The organism is Hydrogenophaga sp. R2 (assembly GCF_049843595.1).
GTDB lineage: Bacteria > Pseudomonadota > Gammaproteobacteria > Burkholderiales > Burkholderiaceae_C > Hydrogenophaga.
Genome location: NZ_JBBHZN010000001.1, coordinates 1,532,095 through 1,556,153 on the forward strand (window position 1 = coordinate 1,532,095; position 24,059 = coordinate 1,556,153).

At 69.5% G+C, this 24,059-nt stretch carries 25 protein-coding genes; 10 read left to right on the forward strand and 15 right to left on the reverse strand.

The features are described from left to right. The first annotated feature begins 20 nt into the window (after positions 1–20). Both WD026_RS07445 and phnE read left to right on the forward strand, forming a co-directional pair. Entirely contained in the window at positions 21–863 is an 843-nt protein-coding gene (locus WD026_RS07445; RefSeq protein ID WP_425722982.1) for a PhnE/PtxC family ABC transporter permease, read from the forward strand. A gap of 12 nt (positions 864–875) precedes the next feature. Further along, positions 876–1,709 (forward strand): phosphonate ABC transporter, permease protein PhnE, encoded by an 834-nt coding sequence (gene phnE / locus WD026_RS07450; RefSeq protein WP_425722983.1) that lies wholly within the window; start codon positions 876–878, stop codon positions 1,707–1,709. 32 nt (positions 1,710–1,741) lie between these two features. Here the strand turns inward: phnE and WD026_RS07455 are convergent, their stop codons facing one another. The 9 genes from WD026_RS07455 to WD026_RS07495 form a co-directional block, all read right to left on the reverse strand. Beyond that, positions 1,742–2,887, reverse strand: a complete 1,146-nt coding sequence (locus WD026_RS07455) for a PQQ-dependent sugar dehydrogenase (RefSeq protein WP_425722984.1) — start codon at positions 2,885–2,887, stop codon at positions 1,742–1,744. A gap of 5 nt (positions 2,888–2,892) precedes the next feature. Next, positions 2,893–3,480: an NnrU family protein gene (locus WD026_RS07460; protein ID WP_425722985.1), complete on the reverse strand. Its 588-nt coding sequence runs from the start codon at positions 3,478–3,480 to the stop codon at positions 2,893–2,895. Positions 3,481–3,492: 12 nt separating this feature from the next. Continuing rightward, positions 3,493–4,314 (reverse strand): transglutaminase family protein, encoded by an 822-nt coding sequence (locus tag WD026_RS07465; RefSeq protein ID WP_425722986.1) that lies wholly within the window; start codon positions 4,312–4,314, stop codon positions 3,493–3,495. A gap of 37 nt (positions 4,315–4,351) precedes the next feature. Continuing rightward, entirely contained in the window at positions 4,352–4,810 is a 459-nt protein-coding gene (locus WD026_RS07470; RefSeq protein ID WP_425722987.1) for a type III secretion system chaperone, read from the reverse strand. 37 nt (positions 4,811–4,847) lie between these two features. After that, complete coding sequence (locus tag WD026_RS07475) at positions 4,848–5,309, reverse strand: type III secretion system chaperone (protein ID WP_425722988.1); 462 nt, start codon at positions 5,307–5,309, stop codon at positions 4,848–4,850. Beyond that, a complete protein-coding gene (locus WD026_RS07480; RefSeq protein ID WP_425722989.1) occupies positions 5,294–5,971 on the reverse strand; it encodes a hypothetical protein in 678 nt (225 codons plus the stop codon). The genes WD026_RS07475 and WD026_RS07480 overlap by 16 nt, the downstream gene beginning before the upstream one ends. Positions 5,972–5,977: 6 nt before the next feature. Next, the gene (locus WD026_RS07485; RefSeq protein ID WP_425722990.1) at positions 5,978–6,496 is read right to left on the reverse strand and encodes a hypothetical protein; all 519 of its coding nucleotides are present in this window, start codon (positions 6,494–6,496) and stop codon (positions 5,978–5,980) included. A 231-nt stretch (positions 6,497–6,727) separates the two neighbouring features. Further along, positions 6,728–7,690 (reverse strand): alpha-E domain-containing protein, encoded by a 963-nt coding sequence (locus tag WD026_RS07490; protein WP_425722991.1) that lies wholly within the window; start codon positions 7,688–7,690, stop codon positions 6,728–6,730. A gap of 19 nt (positions 7,691–7,709) precedes the next feature. Beyond that, on the reverse strand, positions 7,710–9,149 hold the full coding sequence (locus WD026_RS07495; protein ID WP_425722992.1) for a circularly permuted type 2 ATP-grasp protein: 1,440 nt from the start codon (positions 9,147–9,149) through the stop codon (positions 7,710–7,712). Between the two features lie 133 nt (positions 9,150–9,282). On the opposite strand from WD026_RS07495, the gene WD026_RS07500 reads away from it, so the two are divergent. Then, a complete protein-coding gene (locus WD026_RS07500; protein ID WP_425722993.1) occupies positions 9,283–9,861 on the forward strand; it encodes a hypothetical protein in 579 nt (192 codons plus the stop codon). On the opposite strand, the gene WD026_RS07505 is transcribed toward WD026_RS07500, so the two are convergent. Next, positions 9,801–12,191, reverse strand: coding sequence for a ComEC/Rec2 family competence protein (locus WD026_RS07505; protein WP_425722994.1), 2,391 nt, complete (start codon positions 12,189–12,191; stop codon positions 9,801–9,803). The two genes, WD026_RS07500 and WD026_RS07505, sit on opposite strands and share 61 nt — an antisense overlap. 187 nt (positions 12,192–12,378) lie before the next feature. Here WD026_RS07505 and WD026_RS07510 point away from each other — a divergent pair, with 187 nt between their 5' ends. Next, complete coding sequence (locus tag WD026_RS07510; protein ID WP_425722995.1) at positions 12,379–12,846, forward strand: RidA family protein; 468 nt, start codon at positions 12,379–12,381, stop codon at positions 12,844–12,846. A 22-nt stretch (positions 12,847–12,868) separates the two neighbouring features. On the opposite strand, the gene parC is transcribed toward WD026_RS07510, so the two are convergent. Further along, a complete protein-coding gene (parC, locus tag WD026_RS07515) occupies positions 12,869–15,214 on the reverse strand; it encodes a DNA topoisomerase IV subunit A (RefSeq protein WP_425722996.1) in 2,346 nt (781 codons plus the stop codon). Next, positions 15,214–17,181 carry a DNA topoisomerase IV subunit B gene (locus WD026_RS07520; protein WP_425722997.1) on the reverse strand — a complete coding sequence of 656 codons (1,968 nt, stop codon included), beginning with the start codon at positions 17,179–17,181 and terminating at the stop codon, positions 15,214–15,216. The genes parC and WD026_RS07520 overlap by 1 nt, the downstream gene beginning before the upstream one ends. A 108-nt stretch (positions 17,182–17,289) precedes the next feature. Between WD026_RS07520 and WD026_RS07525 the strand changes: the two genes are divergently transcribed. From WD026_RS07525 to bamC, 5 genes are all read left to right on the forward strand, one after another. After that, positions 17,290–18,513: an MFS transporter gene (locus tag WD026_RS07525; RefSeq protein ID WP_425722998.1), complete on the forward strand. Its 1,224-nt coding sequence runs from the start codon at positions 17,290–17,292 to the stop codon at positions 18,511–18,513. After that, positions 18,510–18,650, forward strand: a complete 141-nt coding sequence (locus tag WD026_RS07530) for a hypothetical protein (RefSeq protein WP_425722999.1) — start codon at positions 18,510–18,512, stop codon at positions 18,648–18,650. The genes WD026_RS07525 and WD026_RS07530 overlap by 4 nt, the downstream gene beginning before the upstream one ends. Further along, positions 18,650–19,204, forward strand: a complete 555-nt coding sequence (locus tag WD026_RS07535; protein WP_425723000.1) for a class I SAM-dependent methyltransferase — start codon at positions 18,650–18,652, stop codon at positions 19,202–19,204. The genes WD026_RS07530 and WD026_RS07535 overlap by 1 nt, the downstream gene beginning before the upstream one ends. Positions 19,205–19,285: 81 nt before the next feature. Beyond that, positions 19,286–20,173 carry a 4-hydroxy-tetrahydrodipicolinate synthase gene (gene dapA / locus WD026_RS07540; RefSeq protein ID WP_425723001.1) on the forward strand — a complete coding sequence of 296 codons (888 nt, stop codon included), beginning with the start codon at positions 19,286–19,288 and terminating at the stop codon, positions 20,171–20,173. 74 nt (positions 20,174–20,247) lie between these two features. Next, positions 20,248–21,336: an outer membrane protein assembly factor BamC gene (bamC, locus tag WD026_RS07545; RefSeq protein WP_425723217.1), complete on the forward strand. Its 1,089-nt coding sequence runs from the start codon at positions 20,248–20,250 to the stop codon at positions 21,334–21,336. 3 nt (positions 21,337–21,339) lie between these two features. Here bamC and WD026_RS07550 read toward each other — a convergent pair whose 3' ends face one another. Both WD026_RS07550 and WD026_RS07555 read right to left on the reverse strand, forming a co-directional pair. Continuing rightward, positions 21,340–21,849, reverse strand: coding sequence for a hypothetical protein (locus WD026_RS07550; protein WP_425723002.1), 510 nt, complete (start codon positions 21,847–21,849; stop codon positions 21,340–21,342). After that, on the reverse strand, positions 21,846–22,994 hold the full coding sequence (locus WD026_RS07555; RefSeq protein WP_425723003.1) for a JmjC domain-containing protein: 1,149 nt from the start codon (positions 22,992–22,994) through the stop codon (positions 21,846–21,848). Before WD026_RS07555 ends, WD026_RS07550 begins: the two co-directional genes overlap by 4 nt. A gap of 38 nt (positions 22,995–23,032) precedes the next feature. On the opposite strand from WD026_RS07555, the gene WD026_RS07560 reads away from it, so the two are divergent. Next, the gene (locus tag WD026_RS07560; RefSeq protein WP_425723218.1) at positions 23,033–23,578 is read left to right on the forward strand and encodes an FKBP-type peptidyl-prolyl cis-trans isomerase; all 546 of its coding nucleotides are present in this window, start codon (positions 23,033–23,035) and stop codon (positions 23,576–23,578) included. 30 nt (positions 23,579–23,608) lie between these two features. Here the strand turns inward: WD026_RS07560 and dut are convergent, their stop codons facing one another. Then, positions 23,609–24,058, reverse strand: a complete 450-nt coding sequence (gene dut, locus WD026_RS07565) for a dUTP diphosphatase (protein WP_425723004.1) — start codon at positions 24,056–24,058, stop codon at positions 23,609–23,611. Between the last annotated feature and the right edge of the window lies 1 nt (position 24,059).

Consider the following 24,059-nt stretch of genomic DNA (forward strand, 5'->3'; position numbering starts at 1 on the left):
GGCCAATCGGACGCCCGCGCATGAACACCCTGGTCAACCCGCACCCCGGCACACCCCACCGCGACCCGGCCTGGCTGGGCCGGTTGTTCTGGATGGGTGCGCTGCTGGTGGTGCTGTGGCCGCTGGGCGTGGCCACCGAATTCAAGCCCTGGGTGCTGCTGGAGCCCCGCAACCTCAAGGTCACCGGCACCTTTCTGGCCAGCTTCTGGCCACTCAACACCAGCGGCGAATTCCTGTGGCTGGTGGCCCGCGAGACCTGGCGCACCGTGGCCATGGCCACGGCCGGCGTCACGCTGGCGCTGGTGATCGCCATCCCGCTCACCCTGCTGTCCACCCGGGTGCTGTCGGTCTCGGCGCTGTCGGGCCGCATGAACCGGCTGCCTGCACTGATGCGCCAGCTGGTGCGCTGGACGCTCATCGTGCTGCGCAGCATCCCCGAGCTGGTGTGGGCGCTGGTGTTCGTGCGGGTGGTGGGCCTGGGCCCCACCGCCGGCGTGCTGGCCATTGCCCTCACCTACGGCGGCATGCTGGGCAAGGTGTATGGCGAAATCCTGGAAAGCGGCGAGGCCCACCCCACACAGACCCTGCTGCGCAACGGCGCCGGGCGGCTGCAGGCCTTCTTCTATGGCCTGCTGCCCAACAACGCGGCCGAGCTCACCAGCTACACGGTCTACCGCTGGGAGTGCGCCATCCGCTCTTCGGTGGTGCTGGGTTTCGTGGGAGCCGGCGGGCTGGGTCAGCAGCTGGACAACTCCATGAAGATGTTCAACGGTGGCGAAGTGGCGCTGATGCTGCTGGTCTTCATGGGCCTGGTGGCCCTGGCCGACCGGGCCAGCAGTGCCCTGCGCCGCAGCCTGGGCTGAGTGGAACAAGCCATGAACGCGCCGAAACCCCGCGCCGCCAACCAGCCCTACCGGCTGCCGCCGCCCCTGTGGCAGGCGCGCTGCAAGGCCTGCTGGTTCACCACCGGGCTGCTGGTGCTGGTGGTGGCCAGCTTCTGGTCGCTCGATCTGCAGTGGGGGCAGTTCCTGTCGATGGAAGCCGCCCGCAGCATGGGCCGCTTCGTGGGCGAGTTCTTCCCGCCCGACCTGTCGCCCGAATTCCTGACCAAGGTCGGCGTGGGCGCCTGGGAAACCCTGGCCATGTCGGCCCTGGGCACCGGCCTGGCGGCCGCGCTGGGGCTGGCGCTGGCCCTGCCGGCCAGCCGGCTGCACACCGGCGACCGCGCCTGGGGCCGCCTGCCCACGCGCTGGCTGCTCAATGCGCTGCGCAGCATCCCTGAGCTGGTGTGGGCCGCACTGCTGCTCATCAGCGCCGGCCTGGGACCGTTCGCCGGGACCCTGGCGCTGGCGCTGCACACCAGTGGCGTGCTGGGCCGCCTGTTCGCCGAAGCCATCGAGAACGCCCCGCCCGGCCCGGGCGATGCCTTGCGGGTGCAAGGGGTCGGCCCTCTGCGGGTGTTCCTGTACGCCACACTGCCCCAGGTGCTGCCGCAGCTCATGAGCTACACGCTCTACCGCTGGGAGAACAACATCCGCGCCGCGGCCGTGCTGGGCGTGGTGGGCGCCGGCGGTCTGGGCCAGCTGCTGTCCTTCCACATGGGCCTGTTCCAGATGGGCAAGACCGCCACCATCCTGGGCGCCATGCTGCTCATGGTGGCGGTGGTGGATGCAGGCAGCCACCTGGCGCGGCGCTGGCTGACCCGCTGACCCACACTGTCAGGCCGGAGCGAGGCCTTGTCTCAGGCGCCGGGCACCACCCTCAGCAGCCGTCCGTTGGCATCGTCCGTGAGCAGGTACAGCAGCCCGTCAGGTCCTTCGCGCACGTCGCGGACGCGGGCACCGATCTCCGGCAGGAGCCGCTCTTCCCGCACGAACCGACCTTGTTCGAACACCAGCCGCGACAGGTAGCGGAACTTCAGCGATCCCACGAACAGGCTGTTCTGCCAGGACGGGCCGTAGCGGTCGCTGCGCAGCCAGACCATGCCGGAGGGCGCGATGGATGGCGTCCAGTGCTTCAACGGCTGCTCCAGACCGGCCCGTGCCGTGATGCCTTCGCCGATGGCGCCGCCGCCATAGTTCTCGCCGTAGGTGATGACCGGCCAGCCGTAATTGCGACCGGCCACGATGCGGTTGACCTCGTCGCCCCCTTGCGGGCCGTGCTCCACCAGCCACAGCGCGCCGTCCGGCCCCAGAGCGGCGCCTTGCGGGTTGCGGTGGCCCAGGCTGTAGATCTCGGGCAGTGCGCCCGATGGCGGGCCGGACGGTCGGGCAAAGGGGTTGTCGACGTGCGCGGCGCCATCGGGCCGCACCCGCACCACCTTGCCATGGTGGTTGTCCAGGGTCTGCGCGTCCTGCATGCGGTGGTAGCGGTCTCCCAGCGTCAGGAACAGGCTGCCATCGCCGGCCTGGACGATGCGGCAGCCGAAGTGCAGCCGGCTATCCACCTTGGGCGTCTGGCGGAACACCACCCGCAGGTCCTGCAGCGAACGCCGATCGGGCGCCAGCACCGCACTGGCCATGGCGGTGGAATTGCCGCCGGCACCGGGTTCGGCGTAACAGAAGTGCACGCGTCGGTTGCGGGGAAAGTCGCGGTCGGTGATGACGTCGAGCAGCCCGCCCTGACCGACCGCTGCCACGGCCGGCACGCCCGCCAGCGGCTCACCCAGACGGCCATCGGGCTCCACCACCCGCATGCGTCCCGGCCGCTCGGTGACCAGCCAGCGACCCTCGCCGATGGAGGCCATGGCCCAGGGGTTCTGCAGGCCCTGCGCCACCGGCTCCAGCCGCACACCGGTGGCCGATGCAGCCGCCGGCCACCACCCGATGCCCAGGGCCGATGCGGCCACGCACCACGATCCGATTCCTGTGCGCCAGAGTGCGCCCATGTCCGTCAACCTCCGAAAGGCCGCACCCCGAACAACGCGCCATGGGCCCAGCCGGCAAACACACCGTACACCAGCAGACCGCCGATGACAGCCCACAGATCACGGTCCGGCCCGGAAAGTTTCAAGGGCGGTCCCACCCGCAGGCCGGCCGCCGCACGGCGCTTGACCGAGATACGGTCCGCCACGGCCCAGGCGAGGAAACCGCCGAACAGCAGCACATCGGCCAGGGAGCCGTTGGCCAGCAGATGGGCCAGGGCCCAGAACTTCACGGCGGCCAGCATGGGATGCCGGGCCGCCCGCTGGATGCGCCCCGGCAGATAGGCCGCCAACAGCAGGATGAAGACCGGCAGCATCAGCAATGCGGCCAGGTGGCGCAGCCCGGCCGGCGGCGTGTACAGGATCACCGGCGCTTCGCGGGCCGCGCCGTACCCCATGGCGATCAGCACCAGTCCGGCCAGGGACAGCACGGAATACAGGCCCTTCCAGCCGTTCTCGCCCAGCGCACCCGCCCAGCGGTCACGCGCCATAGGTGCCACGATGGACACCGAATGCACACCCAGAAACAGCACCAGTCCCACGATCAACCAGGTCATCGACATCTCTCCTCAGGGGGAATCGGCTTGCGCCGCAATGCGGATCTGCACATCCATGGACTCTTCGCCACCACCGCGCCGAAGACCGCGCACCGGCATGCAGCCGATGTAGTCGGTGCCGGCGGCCAGCCGCACGTGGCGCGCATCGGTGGGACAGGCGTGGGTCACGTCCAGGCTCCACCACTCGGCGGTGTGCTCGTTCAGGCACACATCGACCCAGGCGTGGCTGGCCAGCTCGGGTTCGTTGACCGCATGGAAGTAGCCGCTGACATAGCGGGCCGCCCAACCCAGGCCCCGGCAGAGGGCCACCATCACGTGGGCCTGGTCCTGGCACACGCCCAGACCCCAGTCGAAGGCCTCGAGGGCTGTGGTCTCCACGCCGGTGTTGCCGGGCCGGTAACGCACATGTCCGCTCACCGCGCGCAGCAGCTGCATCAGCAAGGCTTCGTCGGGCGGTGCATCGCGCTCGATGCCCAGCAGGCTCCGAGCCCATGCGGTCATGCGCTCATGCGGCTCGGCCAGTGGCGAGGCGTGGCGAAAGAAGGCGGGCGGGATGCCGGAATCGTCCTGAAAACGCGCCACGCCGAGGGGACGGACACGGCCACTGGCGCGGATGCGGATGTCTCGCAGATCGGGGCTGGCCCGAAGGGTGAAGGCGTGGACCCGGTTGCCCATGATCCGGGGTTGTTCGTGCAGGTGGCCCGGCACCTGCACCGACCAGTCCACCACCTCCTGGCAGGGCCCGCTGACCGGCCACAGATGCAGCGTGTGCACGCTGTGCAGCAGCGGCTGGCTGTAGCGGTAATGGGTGGTGTGATCGATGTGCAGTGTCATCTCGGGGTCTCGGCGGACCCCGATTCTGCCTGCTGCTTCAGGCGCGCTGCATGAAAGCGGGTGAATCCACCTGCGTGCGGTCCACCGGGATCTCGGGCGCCAGCCATTCATGCATGGCCTGCAGGGCGCCGGCAAAGTTCTCGAAGGCGTCGATCAACCGGGGCGTGTCGAGATCCTGGAAGCGCACCGACTGGGCCAGGATGACCCGGGGCGGGGTCTGGTCGTCCAGGCTGAGCGTCGCTCCGCCGGTCTCGTGCCAGAAACGGTTGGCCTGCAGCAGGGCGACCAGCAGATCGGGCGGCAAAGGGTCCGACATGACCACCACGGACGCGTAGAACACCAGGGTTTCGCTGGCAGCGATGGCCTGCATGTGGACCGACAGACCGTCGCCGATGGCCAGCGCCAGGATCCCCTGTTCGTTGAGGCGGAGCTGTTCGATGCTGTAGTGCCGCCCCAGCTCGGTGATCCACTGGTCGACAGGGTATTCGGTGGACATGCGCAGGCTCCGGTGAATGCAGGCGATGGAGGGAGGTTCAGGCCAGGGAGTGGCCCAGGGTTGAAGGTTGCCAGTCGGCCCGGGCATCTTCGGCCGGCGCATCCATCCAGGAGCGCGCCTCGTGCAGCACGTCGATGAACTGGTTGATCTTCTCGATGAAGTCCTCGGGATCCAGGCCGGGCCAGTCGTAGCGGTCTGCCAGCACCAGCCTGGGGGGCTGTTCCTCGTCCAGGCTAAGGGTGGCTCCACCGGTCTCGCGCCAGAAGCGGTTGGCCTGCAGCAGCTGCTTGAGCAGCGACACCGGCGGCTGAACCGGCAACGATCCCACCACGGCAAAACCGATGAAGCACTGGCGCTCCGGATCGGCCTGCAGATGCAGGAAGAACTCGTTGCTGAGCGGCAGGAAGGCCAGTCCTTCCTCGTCCATCTGCAACGAGGCCTCGCCCAGGGCCTGCCCCAGCGCAGAGATGAGGGCATGGGCTTCTACGGGTGCTTGCACGGGATGTCCCTTCGATGAGAACTTGCCAGGAATCGATGAACCAGTGCCTCAGGCGTTCCGTGGTGCAGGCCATCCATCACGGACATGACTTCGAGGTACATCGAGTGGCTGACCTTCATGACGCGGATGTCGGGGACAACGGTGTCGGACGGGTCCGAGGCACCGTCCAGCCACCCCCAGCGGGCCAGGTCCAGGTCATCGTCGATCAGCAACAGCCGTTGACCGGAGGGCCATCGGCCCAGCCGCACCAGTTTTTCGGCATCCCACAACAGCTGGGCCGCTGATCGGTGCGCCTCACCGACCCTGAGGCGCTCCATGGCGTCATCCTGTGACCGGCTCCACCGATGGCGCATGAAAACGCCCAGCGACGGCGTGACCATGGACACCTCGACCACCGGTTCCTGGCGGCTGGCCGCAATACCGAGCCAGGCACGCACCGGCTCAGGACGGCGCACCCAGTCATCGACCAGGTCCTGCCACCGGCCATGCCCCCGCCAGCCCGCTGTGGCGAAGCTGCCCGATGCCTGGACCTTCAGACCGCTGCGCAGGGCGTGTTCGAGGGCGTCGGGAACAATGGGCAGGGCCATGCCGTGCTGGTCGAAGTGCGCCATGCACGACTCCCACCGGATCGCATTGCTGCCGAACAGCCACGACGGGATCATGATCGGTCACCCCGAAAGAGGGCGGGACGGGGCACGGTCCAGCCGGGACGGCGGCAGCCGACGGGTACCCCGCATGAAACCACCCAGGTCACCCGGGAGAGCGCCGGTACGCTCCACCTGATTGATGAGCAAGGCATGGGCCATGAATGCGGAGGCCACCTTCTGGTAACGGATGCCTGCGCCCGCCTGCCCGGCGGGCAGGCGGGCCAGAAAGCCGTGGTACAGCGAGTTCAGGGTGGCAGCGGCCTGCACGGCCCGACCCGACAAGGCGCCGCCCGACACCGCGCCGCCATGTGCCGGCTGGAACAGGGCTCCCATGGCGTCGTCATGCGCCTGGATCAGGGCGGCTGGCAACTCGAGCCGGGCTTGCGCCAGCCGTTCGCCCAGATCGGGCAGATCGGCCGCGCCGCGTCGGTCGCCGCTGTCGGGCGGGGCGATCTGCCCCAGCGGAGCGGTGCTTCGGGGCTGGACCGCCCGGAATGCACCGGCATGAACGGCCTCCCGATGCCCCCTGTCGGAAGGCACCGGGGGGAGACCCTGGCCCGGCACACCGTCATCCGCATGCGATGACCGGCCCTCGGGGGCTCTGTGGGGTACCGCAGCAGGCAGGGGAGGTGCGACTTTGGCCATGGGCGATCAGGCAGGTTCAGTGATCCGGAAGGTTTCCGAACTCTGAGTAACCGGCCCGATGCAAGCGTTCTCCCGGCTGTCGACAGACGGCGAAGGACCCGGGAAGGTCCTTCGCCCGGGTCACGCTCAGCCGTGCGAGGGCACCAGGAAGTCCTGGCTGATGCGGGCGCCCAGTTCGTTCACCCGATCCAGGAAATGGGTGAGGAAGGCGTGCAGCCCGGTCGCCAGGATCTCGTCGATGCGACCGTACTGCAGGTCGGCCTTGAGCTTGCCGGCGCGCCGCAGGGTCTCGCCGCTGTGGTCGTTGGCCACCACCGACAGGTTGTTGACCACCTCGCCCACGCTGGCCGCCAGGCTGCGCGGCATGTCGGCGCGCAGGATGAGCAGTTCGGCCACGCGCTCGGGCGAGATCACGTCGCGGTAGACCTTGCGGTAGACCTCGAAGGCGGACACCGAGCGCAGGATGGCGCTCCAGTGGTAGAAGTCGTATTCCTGATCGAGCTCGCTGGCGGCACCGAAGAAGTCGCTCTCCACGGCATGGAACTTCACGTCCAGCAACCGGGCCGTGTTGTCGGCACGCTCCAGGAAGGTGCCCATGCGGTAGAAGTGGAACGCTTCGTCCTGCAGCATGGTGCCGATGGCCACACCGCGCGAGAGGTGCGAGCGGTGCTTGACCCACTCGAAGAAGGCACCCGGGTCGCGCTCGAAGTCGCGGGTCTTGAGGTAGCTGGCCAGCTTGAGCCAGGTGCTGTTCTGGGTTTCCCACAGCTCGGTGGTGAGGGCGCCGCGCACGGCCCGTGCGTTCTCGCGGGCCGCGTGCAGGCACGACACGATGCTCGACGGGTTGGACTCGTCGCGGACCATGAAATCCATGACGTTGCGCGAGGTGATGTCCTGCCCGTACTTGGCGGTGTAGGCCGGCAGCAGCTCGCTGATGGACAGCAGACCCTGCCAGCCCACCTGGGCCACGGCGGCCGACTGCGGCAGCAGCGCGGTCTGGTAGTTCACATCGAGCATGCGGGCGGTGTTTTCGGCCCGCTCGGTGTAGCGGGACATCCAGAACAGGTGATCAGCGGTGCGGGAGAGCATGGCGGGCCTCGGTGGGTGTTCAGTCTTCGAGAATCCAGGTGTCCTTGGTGCCCCCGCCCTGCGAGGAATTCACCACCAGCGAGCCCTCCTTCAGGGCCACGCGGGTCAGGCCACCGGGCACCATCTGCACCTCGCGACCCGACAGCACGAAAGGACGCAGGTCGATGTGGCGCGGGGCGATGCCGCTGTCCACATAGGTGGGGCAGGTCGAGAGGCTCAGCGTGGGCTGGGCGATGTAGCCGGCCGGGTTGGCCACCACCGCCTCGCGGAAGGCCTCGATCTCGGCGCGGGTGCTGGCCGGTCCGACCAGCATGCCGTAGCCGCCGGCGCCGTGCACCTCCTTGACCACCAGCTCGTCCAGGTGGGCCAGGATGTACTTGAGGTCTTCCGGGTCGCGCCCCATGAAGGTCGGCACGTTGCTCAGGATGGGTTTCTGACCGAGGTAGAACTCGATCATCTTCGGCACATACGGGTAGATGGACTTGTCGTCCGCGATGCCGGTGCCCACCGCATTGCAGATGGTCACGTTGCCGCTGCGGTACACACCCAGCAGGCCGGCGCAGCCCAGGGTGGAGGTGGGGCGGAACACCAGCGGGTCGAGGAAGTCGTCGTCCACCCGCCGGTAGATCACGTCCACCCGGCGCGGGCCCTGGGTGGTGCGCATGTAGACGAAGTTGTCGCGCACGAACAGGTCCTGCCCCTCGACCAGTTCCACGCCCATCTGCTGGGCCAGGAAGGCGTGCTCGAAGTACGCGCTGTTGTACATGCCGGGGGTGAGCACCACGACCGTGGGCTCGGCCGTGGTGGCGGGGCTCACGGCCCGCAGCGTTTCCAGCAGCAGGTCGGGGTAATGGGCCACCGGGGCGACCCGGTTCTCGGTGAACAGCTCGGGGAAGAGCCGCATCATCATCTTGCGGTCTTCGAGCATGTAGCTCACGCCGCTGGGCACGCGCAGGTTGTCCTCCAGCACGTAGTACTCGCCCTGGCCGGCGGCGTTGGGGGCCCGCACGATGTCGATGCCGGCGATGTGCGAGTAGATCTGGCTCGGCACGTCCACGCCCATCATCTCGGGGCGGAACTGGGCGTTCTGGAACACCTGGTCGGCCGGGACGATGCCGGCCTTGATGATGTCCTGGCCGTGGTACACGTCGTGGATGAAGCGGTTGAGCGCGGTCACGCGCTGCACCAGACCGGCCTCCATGGTCCGCCACTCGTCGGCCGGGATGATCCGGGGGATCAGGTCGAAGGGAATCAGGCGCTCGGTGCCGGCGCCGTCCTCGTCCTTGGCGCCATACACCGCAAAGGTGATGCCGACGCGGCGGAAGATCACCTCGGCCTCCTGCCGCCGGGCCGCCATCACCTCGGGCGGCTGCTGCGCCAGCCAGCGGGCGTACTGCAGGTAGTGCTGGCGCACCTCGGCGGGCGAGGCGTTCATTTCGTCAAACATCGGTCGGCTCATGGGGGCGATCTCCTGGGTTCGAGCTTAGCAAGTATCGGGCCACACGCCGCCAGTCGCCCGGCGGGAACTTGAGGGTCACGGCCGGTGGATGCGGTGCGCCGCCACGGTCACCCATGAGAACCGCGGCTCGCCCGTGCCCACCCGACCTGCCATGAACTTCGCCTCCACCCTGCCCGCCGAACTGGCTGAAGCCGCCGCGGTGCGCCATGACGGTACCGGGGCGATGCCCGGATCGCGGCCGGTTCCGCTGCGTTGCGTGCAAAGCCTTCTGGCCCGCCCGCCGGTCGTGCAGCTCGCCCCCCATCCCTCGGCCCTGAACCGGCAGCTGCAGAAACGCTGCCTGGAGCTGCAGCAGATGGTGGCCGGCATGCGCCGCTGCGCCCTGGAGCAGGCCAACCGGGAACTCATTCACCGCCACCGCCCCGGCCCGCCGTCGTGGCAGCGCCTGCAGACCGCCCAGGCCACCTGGCTGCGCCAATGGACCGAACTGATGGACCAGCTGGAGGGACTGCAGGCCGGCCTGCCCGACGATGCCCGGACGCCTCGCGACCAGGCCACCGTGATCGAGGCCCACCGGCTGATCGAGTCGATCCGGCTGTGGGCCCTGGGCTTTCGGATGGACACCGATGTCGGTCTCGACATGGCGCCGGCTCACGATGGCGCGTCCGCACTGTGGCGCTGGGTGGCCGGCATCACCGGCACCTGCCAGTGACGCGGGCGGCGCAGCCGCTCGCATTCCACCTCCTCGGGGACGCTGCTGCGCCAGCCCACGGCCCCACAGCTCGGGGTGTCGACCAGGCGCACCGAACGCTCCCGGTAACGCTCCACCACATCGGGCGCCGGATGCCCGAACCGGTTCATGAAGCCGGCCTGCACGATGGCCACCGACGGACGCCACACATTCAGCAGCACCGGGCTGCTGGACGTGCGGCTGCCATGGTGCGGCACCACGAGCAGATCGACCCGCCGGTCCGGCTCGGCCAGGGCCATGCGGGTCTCGCGCGCTGCATCCACATCGCCGGTGAGCACAGCCGAGGTGCCATCGGCGGCCTCCACTCGCAACACGCACGACATGGCGTTGCTGACCAGACGCCCGCGGCCATCGTCGCCGTAGTCGTCCGCCAGCGGGCTGAGCACCTCGAAGCGCACCCCGTCCCAGACCCAGGACTGGCCACGCAGGCAACGTAGCGGCGCCAGGGCCGGCTCGGACGACGACCACTGCGCACCGGGCCAGGCCGCGCGCACGGCAGCGCTGCCACCGGCATGGTCGGTGTCGCGATGGCTGACCATCACGTGGTCGGGCGCCACACCCAGCGCGCGCAGGGTGGGCACCACCACGCGCGCGCCTGCATCACCGGCCCCGACCCAGGCCGGGCCGGTGTCGTGCAGCAGGGCATGGGTGCGCGTCTGCACCAGCACCGCGCTGCCCTGCCCCACATCCAGCGCCAGCACCTGAAACTGTCCGGGTGCCGGCCGGTCCGGTGACCAGGCCAAGGCCCAGGCCAGCATCAGCGCGCCGGCACCGCGCCACAGCAGCGGCCCGGGCCACACCGCGAGCACGCCACCGCCCATGGCCGCCAGGGCCCAGTGCAGCGGCCAGACCGGCCGCGACCACACGGCCATGCCGGATGCCGCCAGCCAGCGCAGCAAGGCCTGCAGAGGGGCCATGGCCCAGGCCGCCGCATCCCACAGCGGCGGGATCGGTCCGCCCAGCAAGGTGAGCGGGGTGACCACGAAGCTGACCCACGGAATCGCCACCAGGTTGGCCAGCAGCCCCACCAGCGAGGTTTCGCCGAACAGCCAGAGCGACAAGGGCGCCAGGGCCAGGGTGATCACCAGCTGCTCGCGCAGCAGGCGCCGCACCGCCGCGCCGCGTCCCTGCGCGGGGTGCCCGGCGCGGTCGTCGGTGGCCATGAGCACGCCCACCGCCACGAAGCTCAGCCAGAAGCCCGCCTGCAGCCAGGCCCAGGGCTCCAGGCACAGCACCGCCGCCAGCACCACCAGCCATTGCACCGGCCAGGGCCAGTGCCGCGCGCCCTGGCGCAGCCACAAGGCCAGGGCCAGCATCAGCACCGTGCGCTGCGCCGGCACGCCCCAGCCCGCCGCCAGCGCATAGGCCGCAGCCGACAGCCAGCCACCCACATCGGCCACGCGGGAGGCCGGTGCCCGCAGCAGCAGGGCCGGCCAGTGCTGCCCGGCCACACGCCAGAGCCGACGGATGATGGCCACGGCCATCCAGGCAAACAGGGTGATGTGCAGACCGGAGATGGCCATCAGGTGGGCCACACCGGTACGGCGGAACAGATCCCAGTCGTCTGCGCCGATGGCGTCCTGATCGCCCACCGCCAGCGCCGCCAGCACGCCGCCTTGGCCGGTGTGCGCCAGACGCTGCTGCAGCCGGTCGGACATGGACTGCCGCCAGCGCTCCAGCGGGTACTGCCCGGTGGGACCCAGCGCGCGGGCACCGGGCCGCACGCTGCCCTGCGCACCGATGCCCTGCGACCACGCATGCAGTTCACGGTCACCCCCGTGCGGGTTGCCCAAGCCGTGCACCGGCCGCAGCCGCACCGAGAGCTGCCAGCGGTCGCCCACCGTCACCTCGGGCAACGGGTCGGTGGGATCGGACGCAGCACCGCGCGCGTTCTGCCACAGGCCCACCGTGATGCGCGACGGCACCCGGACCGGCTCGCCCCGGTGCAGCGCCGACTCCACCGCCAGCACCCAGCGCACGCCCTGCGGCCCGCGCACCGGCAGGCTGGCGACCACGCCCACCAGCTCGACCTCCTGCCCCCACAAGGCGGGGGCCAGCCGATCGGCCTGGCGCTCCAGACCGCGCCAGCCGGCGGCACCGAAGGCGACCACGCAACCGGACAACAGCCACAGAACGCCGGGGCGCCACCGGCAGAGCCAGCGGCCCAGCACCAGCGGCGCCAGCACGGGAACGCCATATGCCGGCCACGGCCACAGCCACCCCTGCTGCAGCTGCAGCACGGTGCCGCAGACCAGGCCCAGGGCCAGCCAGCCCGGTGCGCCGAGCCCCACCCGGGACCATCCGCCGCCCGGTACACCCACCTCTCCATCTTCCGGCCCATCCGATGTCCGCATGCCTGTCCCCGTGCCACCGGTGACCCATGCCCCCGCTGTGCGCACGCGACCCTAGCCCGCTGCGCCAGGCCTTACCCCGGGCAGCACCCCCCTAGAATGGCCGGCTGTTTTTCAAGGAGACCCCATGAGCGTTTACGACAAGCTGGGCCAGCTCGGCATCACCCTGCCGCCGGTGGCCGTGCCCGCAGCGGCCTACGTGCCCTTCGTGCAGACGGGCCACCTGATCTTCCTGAGCGGCCACATCGCCAAGCGCGACGGCAAGGCCTGGGTCGGTCAGCTGGGCGCCGACATGACCACCGAACAGGGCAAGGCCGCCGCACGCGCCATTGCCATCGACCTCATGGGCACGCTGCACGCCGCCTGCCAGGCCAGCGGCAAGACGCTGGACGACGTGCGCCGCATCGTCAAGGTCATGAGCCTGGTCAACAGCACCGGCAGCTACACCGAGCAGCACCTGGTCACCAACGGCGCCAGCGAGCTGTTCGGCGAGGTGTTCGGCCCGGCCGGCGCCCACGCCCGCAGCGCCTTCGGCGTGGCCCAGATCCCGATGGGCGCCTGCGTGGAAATCGAGCTGATCGCCGAGATCGGCTGACCGGCCCGACCCGTCACGAAAGTCACTCCACCCGCGCGATGCGGGTGGGCTTGAAGCCCAGATCGGCCGCCTTGCCCTTGCGGCCGCGCAGGGCTCGCGCATTGTTGAGGCTGCGGATTTCCAGCGTCTCGTCGCGCTCCTTGCCGCCGCGCCCGATGCCGTCGATGCGCACGCTGCGGGTGTAGGCCGCGGCCCCGGCCAGGGTGTCCTTGGGCTCCAGGTCGATCAGCATCAGGCCGCGACCGCCCTTCTCCATCTGGCGCAGCTCGCCGATCTCGAAGGTCAGGATGCGGCCACCGGTGGATGCGCAGCACACATGCGTGGCCGGCAGCAGCGGCTGGCTGCCCGAGGTGAAGGCCGCATGCGACAGCGCGCAGGGTTGCTCGCCCTCGCCCAGGCTCAGGAAGGACTTGCCGCCCTTCTGGCGCGAGACCATGTTCTCCACCGTGGCGATGAAGCCGTAGCCCCCGGTGCTGCTGACCAGCAGCGCCGCCTGGGCCGGGCCCGCAAAGTAATGCAGCGGCTGGGTGCCACTTTCCAGATCGATCAGCGTGGTGATGGGCTGGCCGTCGCCGCGCGCGCCGGGCAGGCTGGCCACCGGCACGCTGTACACCCGCCCGTTGCTGCCCATGACGATGAGCGTGTCCACCGTGCGGCATTCGAAGGTGCCGTACAGGCCGTCACCGGCCTTGAAGGCGAAGCTGGCCGGGTCGTGGCCATGGCCGGTGCGTGCCCGCACCCAGCCCTTGCTGGAGACCACCACCGTCACCGGTTCGTCCACCACCTTGATCTCGACCACGGCCTTCTTCTCGGCCTGGATGAGGGTGCGGCGGGCATCGGCAAAGGTCTTGGCGTCGGCCTCGATCTCGCGGACCATGAGGCGGCGCAGGCTGGACGGGTTGGCCAGGATGTCTTCGAGCTTGCCCTGCTCCTCGCGCAGTTCCTTCAGTTCCTGCTCGATCTTGATGGCCTCCAGGCGCGCGAGCTGGCGCAGCCGGATTTCCAGGATGTCCTCGGCCTGCCGGTCCGACAGCTTGAAGCGCTCGATCAGCGCAGCCTTGGGCTCGTCGCTGTTGCGGATGATGGCGATCACCTCGTCGATGTTCAGCAGCACCAGCTGCCGGCCTTCGAGGATGTGGATGCGGTCCAGCACCTTGCCCAGCCGGTGCTGCGAGCGGCGGGTGATGGTGGTCTGGCGGAAGCTGATCCACTCCAGCAGCATCTGGCGCAGCGACTTCTGCACCGGCCGGCCGTCCAGGCCGATGGCGGTGAGGTTGATCGGCGCCGAGGTTTCCAGGCTGGTGTGGGCCAGCAGCTGGGTGATGAGTTCGGACTGCTCGATGCGGCTGCTCTTGGGTTCAAACACCAGGCGCACCGGCGCGTCCTTGCTGGACTCGTCGCGCACGCCGTCCAGCACCGCCAGCACGCTGGCCTTGAGCTGGTTCTGCTCCTGGGTGAGGGCCTTCTTGCCGGCCTTGACCTTGGGGTTGGTCAGCTCCTCGATCTCTTCCAGCACCTTCTGCGAACTGGTGCCCGGCGGCAGCTCGGTCACCACCAGCTGCCACTGGCCACGGGCCAGGTCCTCGATCTTCCAGCGCGCGCGCACCTTCAGGCTGCCGCGGCCGGTGCGGTAGGCATCGGCAATGTCCTGTGCCGTGCTGATGATCTGGCCGCCACCGGGATAGTCGGGGCCGGGGATGAGGGCAGCCAGGGCGTCATCGGCCAGCTTGGGGTCCTTGATGAGGGCCACGCAGGCATCGGCCACTTCGCGCAGGTTGTGGCTGGGGATCTCGGTGGCCAGGCCCACGGCAATGCCGCTGGCGCCGTTGAGCAGGTTGAAGGGCAGGCGTGCCGGCAGTTGCTTCGGTTCGGTGGTGGAGCCGTCGTAGTTGGGCACGAAGTCCACCGTGCCCATGTCGATCTCGTCGAGCAGCAGGCCGGTGATGCGCGAGAGCCGGGCCTCGGTGTAGCGCATGGCGGCGGCGCCGTCGCCGTCGCGCGAACCGAAGTTGCCCTGGCCGTCGATCAGCGGGTAGCGCTGCGAAAAGTCCTGCGCCATGCGCACCAGCGCGTCGTACGCGGCCTGGTCGCCGTGCGGGTGGAAGCGGCCGAGCACGTCACCCACCACGCGGGCGCTTTTCACCGGGCGCGCCGCCGTGGCGCCGGAAAAGCCCAGGCCCATGCGGTCCATGCTGTAGAGGATGCGGCGCTGCACCGGCTTCTGGCCGTCGCACACGTCGGGCAGGGCACGGCCCTTCACGACCGAGAGCGCGTACTCCAGGTACGCGCGCTGCGCGTAGCCGCCGAGCGAATCGTCGGGTTCGCCGGGGCTGGCCAGCGGCAGTTCGGGGTTGTTCACGTCAGACATCAGATATCGATCTCCACCGAGTCGCCATGCAGTTCCATCAGGTCGCGGCGGGCCGCGGCTTCACCCTTGCCCATGAGCTGGGTCATCAGGGCTTCGGTGGCGGCGAAGTCGCGGCCGCCCAGGGTGACCGGCATGAGCCGGCGGGTGTCGGGGTTGAGGGTGGTGTCCCAGAGCTGTTCGGCGCTCATCTCGCCCAGGCCCTTGAAGCGGCTGATCTGGCACTTCTCGCGCGCCACGCCGTCCTTGGCGGCCTTGTCCAGGATGGACTGCAGCTCGCCTTCGTCGAGCGCGTACACCTTGGCCGCCGGCTTCTTGCCGCGCGCCGGTATGTCCACCCGGAACAGCGGCGGGCGGGCCACGTACACATGGCCGGCCTCGATCAGCTTGGGAAAGTGGCGGAAGAACAGGGTGAGCAGCAGCACCTGGATGTGCGAGCCGTCCACGTCGGCGTCCGACAGGATGCAGACCTTGCCGTAACGCAGACCCGAGAGGTCGGGCGTGTCGTTCGGGCCGTGAGGGTCGACGCCGATGGCCACGGCGATGTCGTGGATCTCGGTGTTGGCGAACAGCCGGTCGCGCTCGACCTCCCAGGTGTTGAGCACCTTGCCGCGCAGCGGCAGGATGGCCTGGCATTCCTTGTCGCGGCCCATCTTGGCGCTGCCGCCGGCCGAGTCGCCCTCGACCAGGAAGACCTCGTTGTGGGCGATGTCGCGGCTCTCGCAGTCGGTCAGCTTGCCGGGCAGCACGGCCACGCCGCTGCCCTTGCGCTTTTCCACCTTCTGGCCGGCGCGCTGGCGGGTCTGGGCCGCCTTGATGGCCAGTTCGGCCAGCTTGCGGCCGTAGTCCACGTGCTGGTTGAGCCAGAGTTCGAGCGCCGGCTTCACATAGGCCGACACCAGGCGCACCGCATCGCGCGAGTTCAGCCGCTCCTTCACCTGGCCCTGGAACTGCGGGTCCAGCACCTTGGCGCTCAGCACATACGAGGCGCGGGCGAACACATCTTCGGGCAGCAGCTTCACGCCCTTGGGCAGCAGCGCATGCAGTTCGATGAAGCCCTTGACCGCCTGAAACAGGCCGTCGCGCAGGCCGCTGTCGTGGGTGCCGCCGGCGCTGGTGGGAATGAGGTTGACGTAGCTCTCGCGCACCGGGGCGCCGTCTTCGGTGAAGGCCACGCACCACGCAGCGCCCTCGCCTTCGGCAAAGCTGTCGTCGCGGCTGTCGGCATAGCCCTCGCCTTCGAACAGCGGAATGACCGGGTCGGCGCTCAGCGTCTGCTGCAGGTAGTCGCGCAGGCCGCCCTTGTAGAGCCAGCTCTGGGTGTCCTTGGTCTTCTCGTTCACCAGCGTGACCTGCACGCCGGGCATCAGCACCGCCTTGCTGCGCAGCAGGTGGGTGAGCTCGCCGATGGGCAAGGCTGCCGAGTCGAAGTACTTCGCATCGGGCCAGGCGCGCACCGTGGTGCCCTGCTTGCGGTCACCCTCGCCGCGCGGGGCCACCTGCAGCGGCTCGCTCACGTCGCCACCGGCAAAGGCCAGCCGGGCCACCTGGCCGTCGCGGAAGCTGGTCACCTCCAGCCGGGTGGACAGCGCGTTGGTCACGCTCACACCCACGCCGTGCAGGCCGCCGGAGAAGCTGTAGGCGCCGCCCTGGCCCTTGTCGAACTTGCCGCCGGCATGCAGCCGGGTGAACACCAGCTCGACCACCGGCGCGTTCTCTTCGGGGTGCAGGCCGAAGGGGATGCCGCGGCCATCGTCCTCCACGCTGACCGAACCGTCGACGTGCAGGGTGACCTTGATCTTCTTGCCATGCCCGGCCAGGGCCTCGTCGGCCGCGTTGTCGAGCACTTCCTGGATGATGTGCAGCGGGTTGTCGGTGCGGGTGTACATGCCCGGCCGCTGCTTGACCGGCTCCAGCCCCTTGAGGACGCGGATGGAGCCTTCGGAATAGGTCGAAGGGGTGTTTGCCATGGGCGCGGATTGTAAGCACGCCGGCCCCAAAACACTGGATATCCATCCAGATACGGCCAGCAGCGCGTGCGACAAGCGCCGATTGCTGCGGCGCGGCACAATCGCGGCATGACCTCCGCCCCCCGCCTTTCCCCCCTGCAGGTGCTGGCCTGCGGCGCACTCATCGTCACCCTGTCGATGGGCATCCGCCACGGCTTCGGCCTGTGGCTGCAACCCATCACGCAGGCCCAGGGCTGGACGCGCGAGAACTTCGCCTTCGCCATGGCCATCCAGAACCTGGCCTGGGGCTTCTGCGGCATCTTTGCCGGCATGGCGGCCGACCGTTTCGGCGCGTTCAGGGTGCTGGTGGGCGGCTCCATCCTGTACGGCCTGGGCCTGGCCGGCATGGCGCTCACCACCACGCCGCTGGGCTTTGCCCTGACCACCGGCGTGCTCATCGGCGCCGCGCAGGCCGGCACCACCTACGCGGTCATCTACGGTGTGATCGGCCGGCAGATCCCGGCCGAGAAGCGTTCGTGGGCCATGGGCGTGGCGGCGGCAGCCGGCTCGTTCGGCCAGTTCCTCATGGTGCCGGTGGAAGGCGCGCTGATCGCCCAGCTGGGCTGGCAGAACGCCCTGCTGGTGCTGGGTGTGGCCGTGCTGCTGATCGCCCCCCTGGCCTGGGGCCTGCGCGAACCCGGCTTTGCTGGCGGCCAGTCGGTCCAGCGCGGACAGACCATCGGCCAGGCCCTGCGCGAGGCCTTCGGCTACCGCAGCTTCCAGCTGCTGATGGCGGGCTATTTCGTGTGCGGCTTCCAGGTGGTGTTCATCGGCGTGCACATGCCCAGCTACCTCAAGGACAACGGCCTGTCGCCGCAGGTGGCCAGCTACGCCCTGGCGCTGATCGGCCTGTTCAACGTGGTGGGCACCTACATGGCCGGCTCGCTGGGCCAGCGCATGGCCAAGAAGCACATCCTGGCCTTCATCTACTTTGCCCGGGCCGCCGTGATCGCGGTCTTCCTGTGGGCACCGCTCACGCCCACCAGCGTCTATATCTTCTCGGCCTTCATGGGCCTGCTGTGGCTGTCCACCGTGCCGCCCACCAACGCCACGGTGGCACAGATCTTCGGCGTGGCCCACCTGTCCATGCTGGGCGGCTTCGTGTTCTTCAGCCACCAGATCGGCAGCTTCATGGGCGTGTGGCTGGGCGGCGTGCTGTACGACCAGACCGGCAGCTACGACATCGTCTGGTACATCTCGATCGCGCTCGGCATCTTTGCCGGCCTGATCAACCTGCCGGTGCGCGAAGCGCCGATTGCGCGCGCGCCGCAAGCGGCCGGAGCCTCGGCATGAAGTTGCAGGCCGCCACCCTGCTGAGCCGGCTGCTGATCGCAGCCGCTGCAGTGGCCGCCTTGCTGGCCACCCTGGCCCTGTACACCCGGCCCGACTTCATGGTCCGTCTGGCCGACCAGCTCTGGAGTTGTTTCTGATGCATGGCACCGAAGCCGCGTCGCCGTGGGTGCGGCGCTGGGCCCACCTGATCCCTGCCGGTACACCGGTGCTCGACGTGGCCTGCGGCCATGGACGCCACCTGCGGCACCTGGCCTCGCTGGGTCATCCGGTCACCGGCATCGACCGCGATCCGGCCGCCATCGACACCATCCGCCCCGTCGGCGAAGCGGTGCTGGCCGACATCGAGAACGGCCCCTGGCCGCTGCCCGGACGCACCTTCGGCGGGGTGGTGGTCACCAACTACCTGTGGCGCTCGCTGCTGCCCACCATCGTGGCCAGCGTGGCCCCGGGCGGCGTGCTGATCTACGAGACCTTCGGCATCGAACACGCGCAGATCGGCCGCCCCTCGCGACCCGACTTCCTGCTGCAGCCGGGCGAACTTCTGAGGGTCTGCGAGGGTCTGCGGGTGGTGGCCTATGAAGACGGCTTCCTTGCCTCACCCGAACGCTTCGTGCAGCGCATCGTCGCCCTGCGGGAAGACCCTGCCGATGCCGGCGCCGGGCAGCGCCGGCGGCTGGATTCCGCTGGGTAGAATGCCGGATCGCCCTGGGGCCGCCCGGCTCCGACCGGCCCCGTCGCCTGGCGACGTACCGCACACCAACCGCTTTCCGCCATGAAACCCATCACCGGCAGCATCGTCGCCCTGGCCACCCCCTTCCTTGAGGACGGCAGCGTCGACTACCCCACCCTGCGCAAGCTGATCGACTGGCACATCGCCGAAGGCACCGACTGCATCGGCGTGGTCGGCACCACCGGCGAGTCGCCCACGGTCAATGTGGAAGAGCACTGCGAGATCATCCGCGTGTCGGTGGAACAGTCGGCGGGCCGCGTGCCCATCATGGCCGGCTGCGGCGCCAACTCCACGGCCGAAGCCATCGAGCTGGCCCGCTTTGCGCACAAGGTGGGCGCCGACTGCCAGCTGCAGGTCGTGCCCTACTACAACAAGCCCACCCAGGAAGGCCAGTACCAGCACTTCAAGGCCATTGCCGAGGCCACCGGCGAGCTGCCGGTCGTGCTCTACAACGTGCCCGGCCGCACCGTGGCCGACATGTCGGTGGACACCGCGCTGCGGCTGGCGCAGATCCCCGGCATCGTGGGCATCAAGGAAGCCAGCGGCAACATCGAACGCGCCCAGTGGCTCATCCGCGAGAAGCCCGAAGGCTTCGCCGTCTACTCCGGCGACGATCCGACCGCCGTGGCGCTCATGCTGTGCGGCGGTCAGGGCAATGTGAGCGTGACCGCCAACGTGGCGCCGCGCGCCATGCACGAGCTGTGTGTGGCCGCCCTGGCCGGCGATGTGAAGCGCGCCATGGAGATCCAGTTCCGCCTGATGCCGGTGCACCGCCACCTGTTCGTCGAAGCCAACCCGATCCCGCTCAAGTGGGCCATGGCCCGCATGGGCCTGTGCGGCGAGACCATGCGCCTGCCGCTCACGCCCATGTCGCGCCACCTGGCACCCGGCGTCGAAGACGCGCTGCGCAGCAGCGGCCTGATCGCCTGAGCCGGTCCAGCAGGTCGTCCCTTTCCGTGTTCCCGTTCGCGAGCCTCCCACCCATGTCCCACCTCTCCCACCTGATGCGCCACTCCCTCCCCCGCCTGGGCCTTCTGGCCGCAGCTGCCATGGTCGTTTCGGGATGCTCGGTCCTGCAGGAAGACAAGATCGACTACAAGAGCGCGCAGCGCGGCAGCACCCTGGACGTGCCGCCCGACCTGACCCAGCTCTCGCGCGAGAACCGCTACAACGTGCCGGGGGCGGCCGTGTCGGCCAGCAGCTTCGAGGCGGCCAAGCCGGCCGCTGCCACCGTGGGCACCGCCGCCAGCAAGATCGGCGACGTGCGCATCGAACGCTCGGGCAGCCAGCGCTGGCTGGTGGTGGACCGCCCGGCCAACCAGCTGTGGGGCCCGGTGCGCGACTTCTGGCAGGAAAACGGCTTCCTGCTGGAGCTGGACCAGGAAACCCTGGGCATCATGGAAACCGACTGGGCCGAGAACCGCGCCAAGATCCCGCAGGACTTCATCCGCAGCGCCCTGGGCAAGATCTTCGACAGCCTGTATTCCACCGGCGAGCGCGACAAGTTCCGCACCCGCCTGGAGCGCAACGCCAATGGCGGCACCGAGATCTTCGTGACCCACCGCGGCATGGTGGAGGTCTACTCCACCACCGAAAAGGACCAGACCGTGTGGCAGCCGCGTCCGGCCGATCCGGAGCTGGAAGCCGAGTTCCTGCGCCGCCTGATGGTCAAGCTGGGCGTGGCCGAGAACGAGGCCAAGGCCCTGTCGGCCAGCGCCCCGGTGGCCACCAGCGCCAAGGTCGCCACGGTCAACAATGTGCCGGTGGTGCAGTTCAACGACAACTTCGACCGCGCCTGGCGCCGTGTGGGCCTGTCGCTGGACCGCACCGGCTTCACCGTGGAAGACCGCAACCGCACCGAAGGCACCTACTTCGTGCGCTATGTGGAGCCCATGAAGCAGACCGAGAAACCCGGCTTCTTCAGCCGCATGTTCGGTGCCTCCTCGCCCGAGTCCAAGCCGGAGCGCTACCGCGTGGTGGTGCGCAGCAACGACAACAGCACCACGGTGTCGGTGCTCAATGCCCAGGGCCAGCCGGACGCCTCGCCCTCGGCCCAGCGCATCATCAAGGTGCTGGCCGACGACCTGCGCTGACCCTCACAGGCCCAGCGTGGTGGCCGGCAGGCCGGGCGCGCTGCGCAGCCAGCAGGCCTGGATGCGCTCACGCAGCAAGGCCCTGCGCTGGGGTGCGTGGCTGGCCACAAAGCTGCCGTGCACCCGGTCCAGGCGCTCCAGCGTCCAGCCAGGGGTCCAGAACACGCTGGGCAGTTCGCCCTCGTCCACATGCGGGCAGGCGTGCGCCTCCACCAGGTGTGACCACAGGGTGCGCCACTGCACGAAGCGCGGATGCAGCCGGCGCAGCGCCGAGTAGTCGCGCGCCAGGATCTGCAGCGTGCGCCCCCGGCGGGCCCAGGCATCCAGCGCGTTGATGGTGCTGCGCTCGCCCAGCGGCCAGTCGGCAAAGTCGGCATCGCACAGCACGATGCTGTTCCAGCCCTGGGCGGCAGCCGCCGACCAACCGCTGCGCAGGGCCGCTTCGAAATCCACGCGGCCACTGCCGCGCCCCTCGGGCAGTGCGGCGGCGGGCGGCACCGGCGTGTCGCTCATGCCGGCTCCTGGTGCAGCCAGCCGGCCTCGAACCAGTCCTGCATCAGGGCCTGGGCATCGGCGCTGGCCCGCTGCACCCGATGGGCCGGCAGGGCACGGCGGTCGGCCAGCTCGCGCATGAGGCGGGCGTCGGCCCCGCCGGCCCGAAAGCTCTCGCCGTTGATGAACACATGGCGCTCGTCGTACATCATGCGGGTACGCCGATCCAGCCTCACTGCACCCGGCACCCAGCCGGTCTGCGGCTCGTCGAACCAGGTGCTGGGTTTGGGCTCGGTCATCACCTCGCCCAGGGCACAGGCCAGACCCTGCGGGTCGTTCACCAGCCGCTCCAGGCCCTCGCGGGCGAAGTCCATCAAGCCGGCCGGCAGCGCGGCCGGCGTGTCGGTGGCCGGCTGCGCCGGATCGCGGTAGAGCACGGGATCGTCCACTTCATCGGCCATGCGCTGCAGCAGCTCGGCCGCCAGACCACCGCGCTGTGGCGCACGAAAGCCGATGGAGCAGGTCATGCAGTCCTCGCCCACGGCGTCCCCGTCGTGGGCCCAGCGCGGCGGCAGGTACAGCATGTCGCCGGGCTCCAGCACGAACTCTTCTTCCGGCTCGAAATGCGCCAGGATCTTCAGCGGCACATCGGGCTGCAGGCTGAGGTCCTTCTGGCGTCCGATGCGCCAGCGCCGCCGGCCCGAGACCTGCAGCAGGAAGACGTCGTAGCTGTCGAAGTGCGGCCCCACGCCGCCACCCGGGCTGGCCCACGAGATCATCAGGTCGTCGAGCCGGGCATCGGGCACGAAGCGGAAGCGCTGCAGCAGCTCATGGGCGGCGGGCACATGCAGGTCCACACCCTGCACCAGCAGGGTCCAGCGGGGTTGCTTCAGCGGCGGCAAGGCCCGGCGCTGCAGGGGACCGGACTTGAGCGTCCAGCCACGCTCCCCGTGCACGATCAGCCGCGACTCCACCTGGGGCTGCGCCGCCAGATCGAACAGGCCCGACCGGCCCAGCGGCGGCTGCACGCCCGGGATGGCCTGGCGCACCAGCAACGGCTTCTTCTGCCAGTGCTTCTGCATGAAACGATCGGGGCTGAGGCCACCCAGCAGGGGCAGCGGCAGGGCGGTGAAGGCCGTGGCGGGCGAGGACGGGCGAGAGGTCATGGGAGAATTGTCGGATGAAAAGCGACACCCGCCACCCCCTGACCGTCACGCCGCAGTGCGTCGTGGCCCTGACCTGGACCCTCAAGGACACCTTGGGCGAAGAACTCGACGTGCTGGACGAGCCGGTGGAATTTCTGGTGGGCGGCTCCGACCTGCTGGGCAAGATCGAGGAAGCCCTGCAGGGGCACAGCGCCGGCGACGCGGTCGACCTGCACCTGGAGCCGCAGGACGCCTTCGGCGATTACGACGACCGCCTGCTGTTCCTGGAACCCCGCGAACGTTTTCCGGAGAACATCGAGGAAGGCATGGGCTTCGAGGGCCTGCCCGAGGGCTGCAACCCGTCGGCCCCGCGCGACCGGCTCTACTTCGTGAGCGACATCTACCCCGACCATGTGGTGCTCGATGGCAACCACCCGCTGGCCGGCATTGCGTTGCGCATCCGGCTGAAGATCCACAGCGTGCGGGAAGCCACCGAAGAAGAGATCGGGCGCGGCACCCTGGGTGCCGGCTTCTTCCGCATGGACCTGGACCCGACTGCGGGTGACGGCGACGACGAATCCGCGCCGCCGCGCACCCTGCACTGACCGGACTGACCGGTCACCGAGCCCTGCCGGTCAGCCCCGTCCGGTGGAGCCGTAGCCGCCCGTGCCGCGCTCGCTGGCCGCGCTGAAGGACGACACCACCCGGAACTGCGCCTGCACCACGGGCACGATCACCATCTGCGCGATGCGCTCCATGGGCTGGATGGTGAACGGCGCGGTGCTGCGGTTCCAGGCGCTCACCATGAGCTGGCCCTGGTAGTCGCTGTCGATCAGCCCCACCAGATTGCCCAGCACGATGCCGTGCTTGTGGCCCAGCCCGGAGCGCGGCAGGATCATGGCCGCAAAGCCCGGGTCGGCCAGGTGGATGGCCAGCCCGGTGGGAATGAGCTGCCAGGCATTGGGTGCCAGCTCCACCGGCGCGTCCAGGCAGGCCCGCAGGTCCAGGCCGGCACTGCCGGGCGTGGCATAGGCCGGCAGCTGGTCGGCCATGCGGGGATCGAGCACCTGAACGTCGACTTGCATG

Coding starts and splice junctions, on each gene's coding strand:
- WD026_RS07535 (WP_425723000.1), top strand. CDS start 18,650: ATGCATGGCACCGAAGCCGCGTCGCCGTGGGTGCGGCGCTGGGCCCAC.
- WD026_RS07445 (WP_425722982.1), top strand. CDS start 21: ATGAACACCCTGGTCAACCCGCACCCCGGCACACCCCACCGCGACCCG.
- WD026_RS07530 (WP_425722999.1), top strand. CDS start 18,510: ATGAAGTTGCAGGCCGCCACCCTGCTGAGCCGGCTGCTGATCGCAGCC.
- WD026_RS07525 (WP_425722998.1), top strand. CDS start 17,290: ATGACCTCCGCCCCCCGCCTTTCCCCCCTGCAGGTGCTGGCCTGCGGC.
- WD026_RS07555 (WP_425723003.1), bottom strand. CDS start 22,994: ATGACCTCTCGCCCGTCCTCGCCCGCCACGGCCTTCACCGCCCTGCCG.
- dapA (WP_425723001.1), top strand. CDS start 19,286: ATGAAACCCATCACCGGCAGCATCGTCGCCCTGGCCACCCCCTTCCTT.
- bamC (WP_425723217.1), top strand. CDS start 20,248: ATGCGCCACTCCCTCCCCCGCCTGGGCCTTCTGGCCGCAGCTGCCATG.
- WD026_RS07455 (WP_425722984.1), bottom strand. CDS start 2,887: ATGGGCGCACTCTGGCGCACAGGAATCGGATCGTGGTGCGTGGCCGCA.
- WD026_RS07510 (WP_425722995.1), top strand. CDS start 12,379: ATGAGCGTTTACGACAAGCTGGGCCAGCTCGGCATCACCCTGCCGCCG.
- WD026_RS07520 (WP_425722997.1), bottom strand. CDS start 17,181: ATGGCAAACACCCCTTCGACCTATTCCGAAGGCTCCATCCGCGTCCTC.
- WD026_RS07490 (WP_425722991.1), bottom strand. CDS start 7,690: ATGCTCTCCCGCACCGCTGATCACCTGTTCTGGATGTCCCGCTACACC.
- dut (WP_425723004.1), bottom strand. CDS start 24,058: ATGCAAGTCGACGTTCAGGTGCTCGATCCCCGCATGGCCGACCAGCTG.
- parC (WP_425722996.1), bottom strand. CDS start 15,214: ATGTCTGACGTGAACAACCCCGAACTGCCGCTGGCCAGCCCCGGCGAA.
- WD026_RS07480 (WP_425722989.1), bottom strand. CDS start 5,971: ATGATCCCGTCGTGGCTGTTCGGCAGCAATGCGATCCGGTGGGAGTCG.
- phnE (WP_425722983.1), top strand. CDS start 876: ATGAACGCGCCGAAACCCCGCGCCGCCAACCAGCCCTACCGGCTGCCG.
- WD026_RS07550 (WP_425723002.1), bottom strand. CDS start 21,849: ATGAGCGACACGCCGGTGCCGCCCGCCGCCGCACTGCCCGAGGGGCGC.
- WD026_RS07460 (WP_425722985.1), bottom strand. CDS start 3,480: ATGACCTGGTTGATCGTGGGACTGGTGCTGTTTCTGGGTGTGCATTCG.
- WD026_RS07465 (WP_425722986.1), bottom strand. CDS start 4,314: ATGACACTGCACATCGATCACACCACCCATTACCGCTACAGCCAGCCG.
- WD026_RS07470 (WP_425722987.1), bottom strand. CDS start 4,810: ATGTCCACCGAATACCCTGTCGACCAGTGGATCACCGAGCTGGGGCGG.
- WD026_RS07495 (WP_425722992.1), bottom strand. CDS start 9,149: ATGAGCCGACCGATGTTTGACGAAATGAACGCCTCGCCCGCCGAGGTG.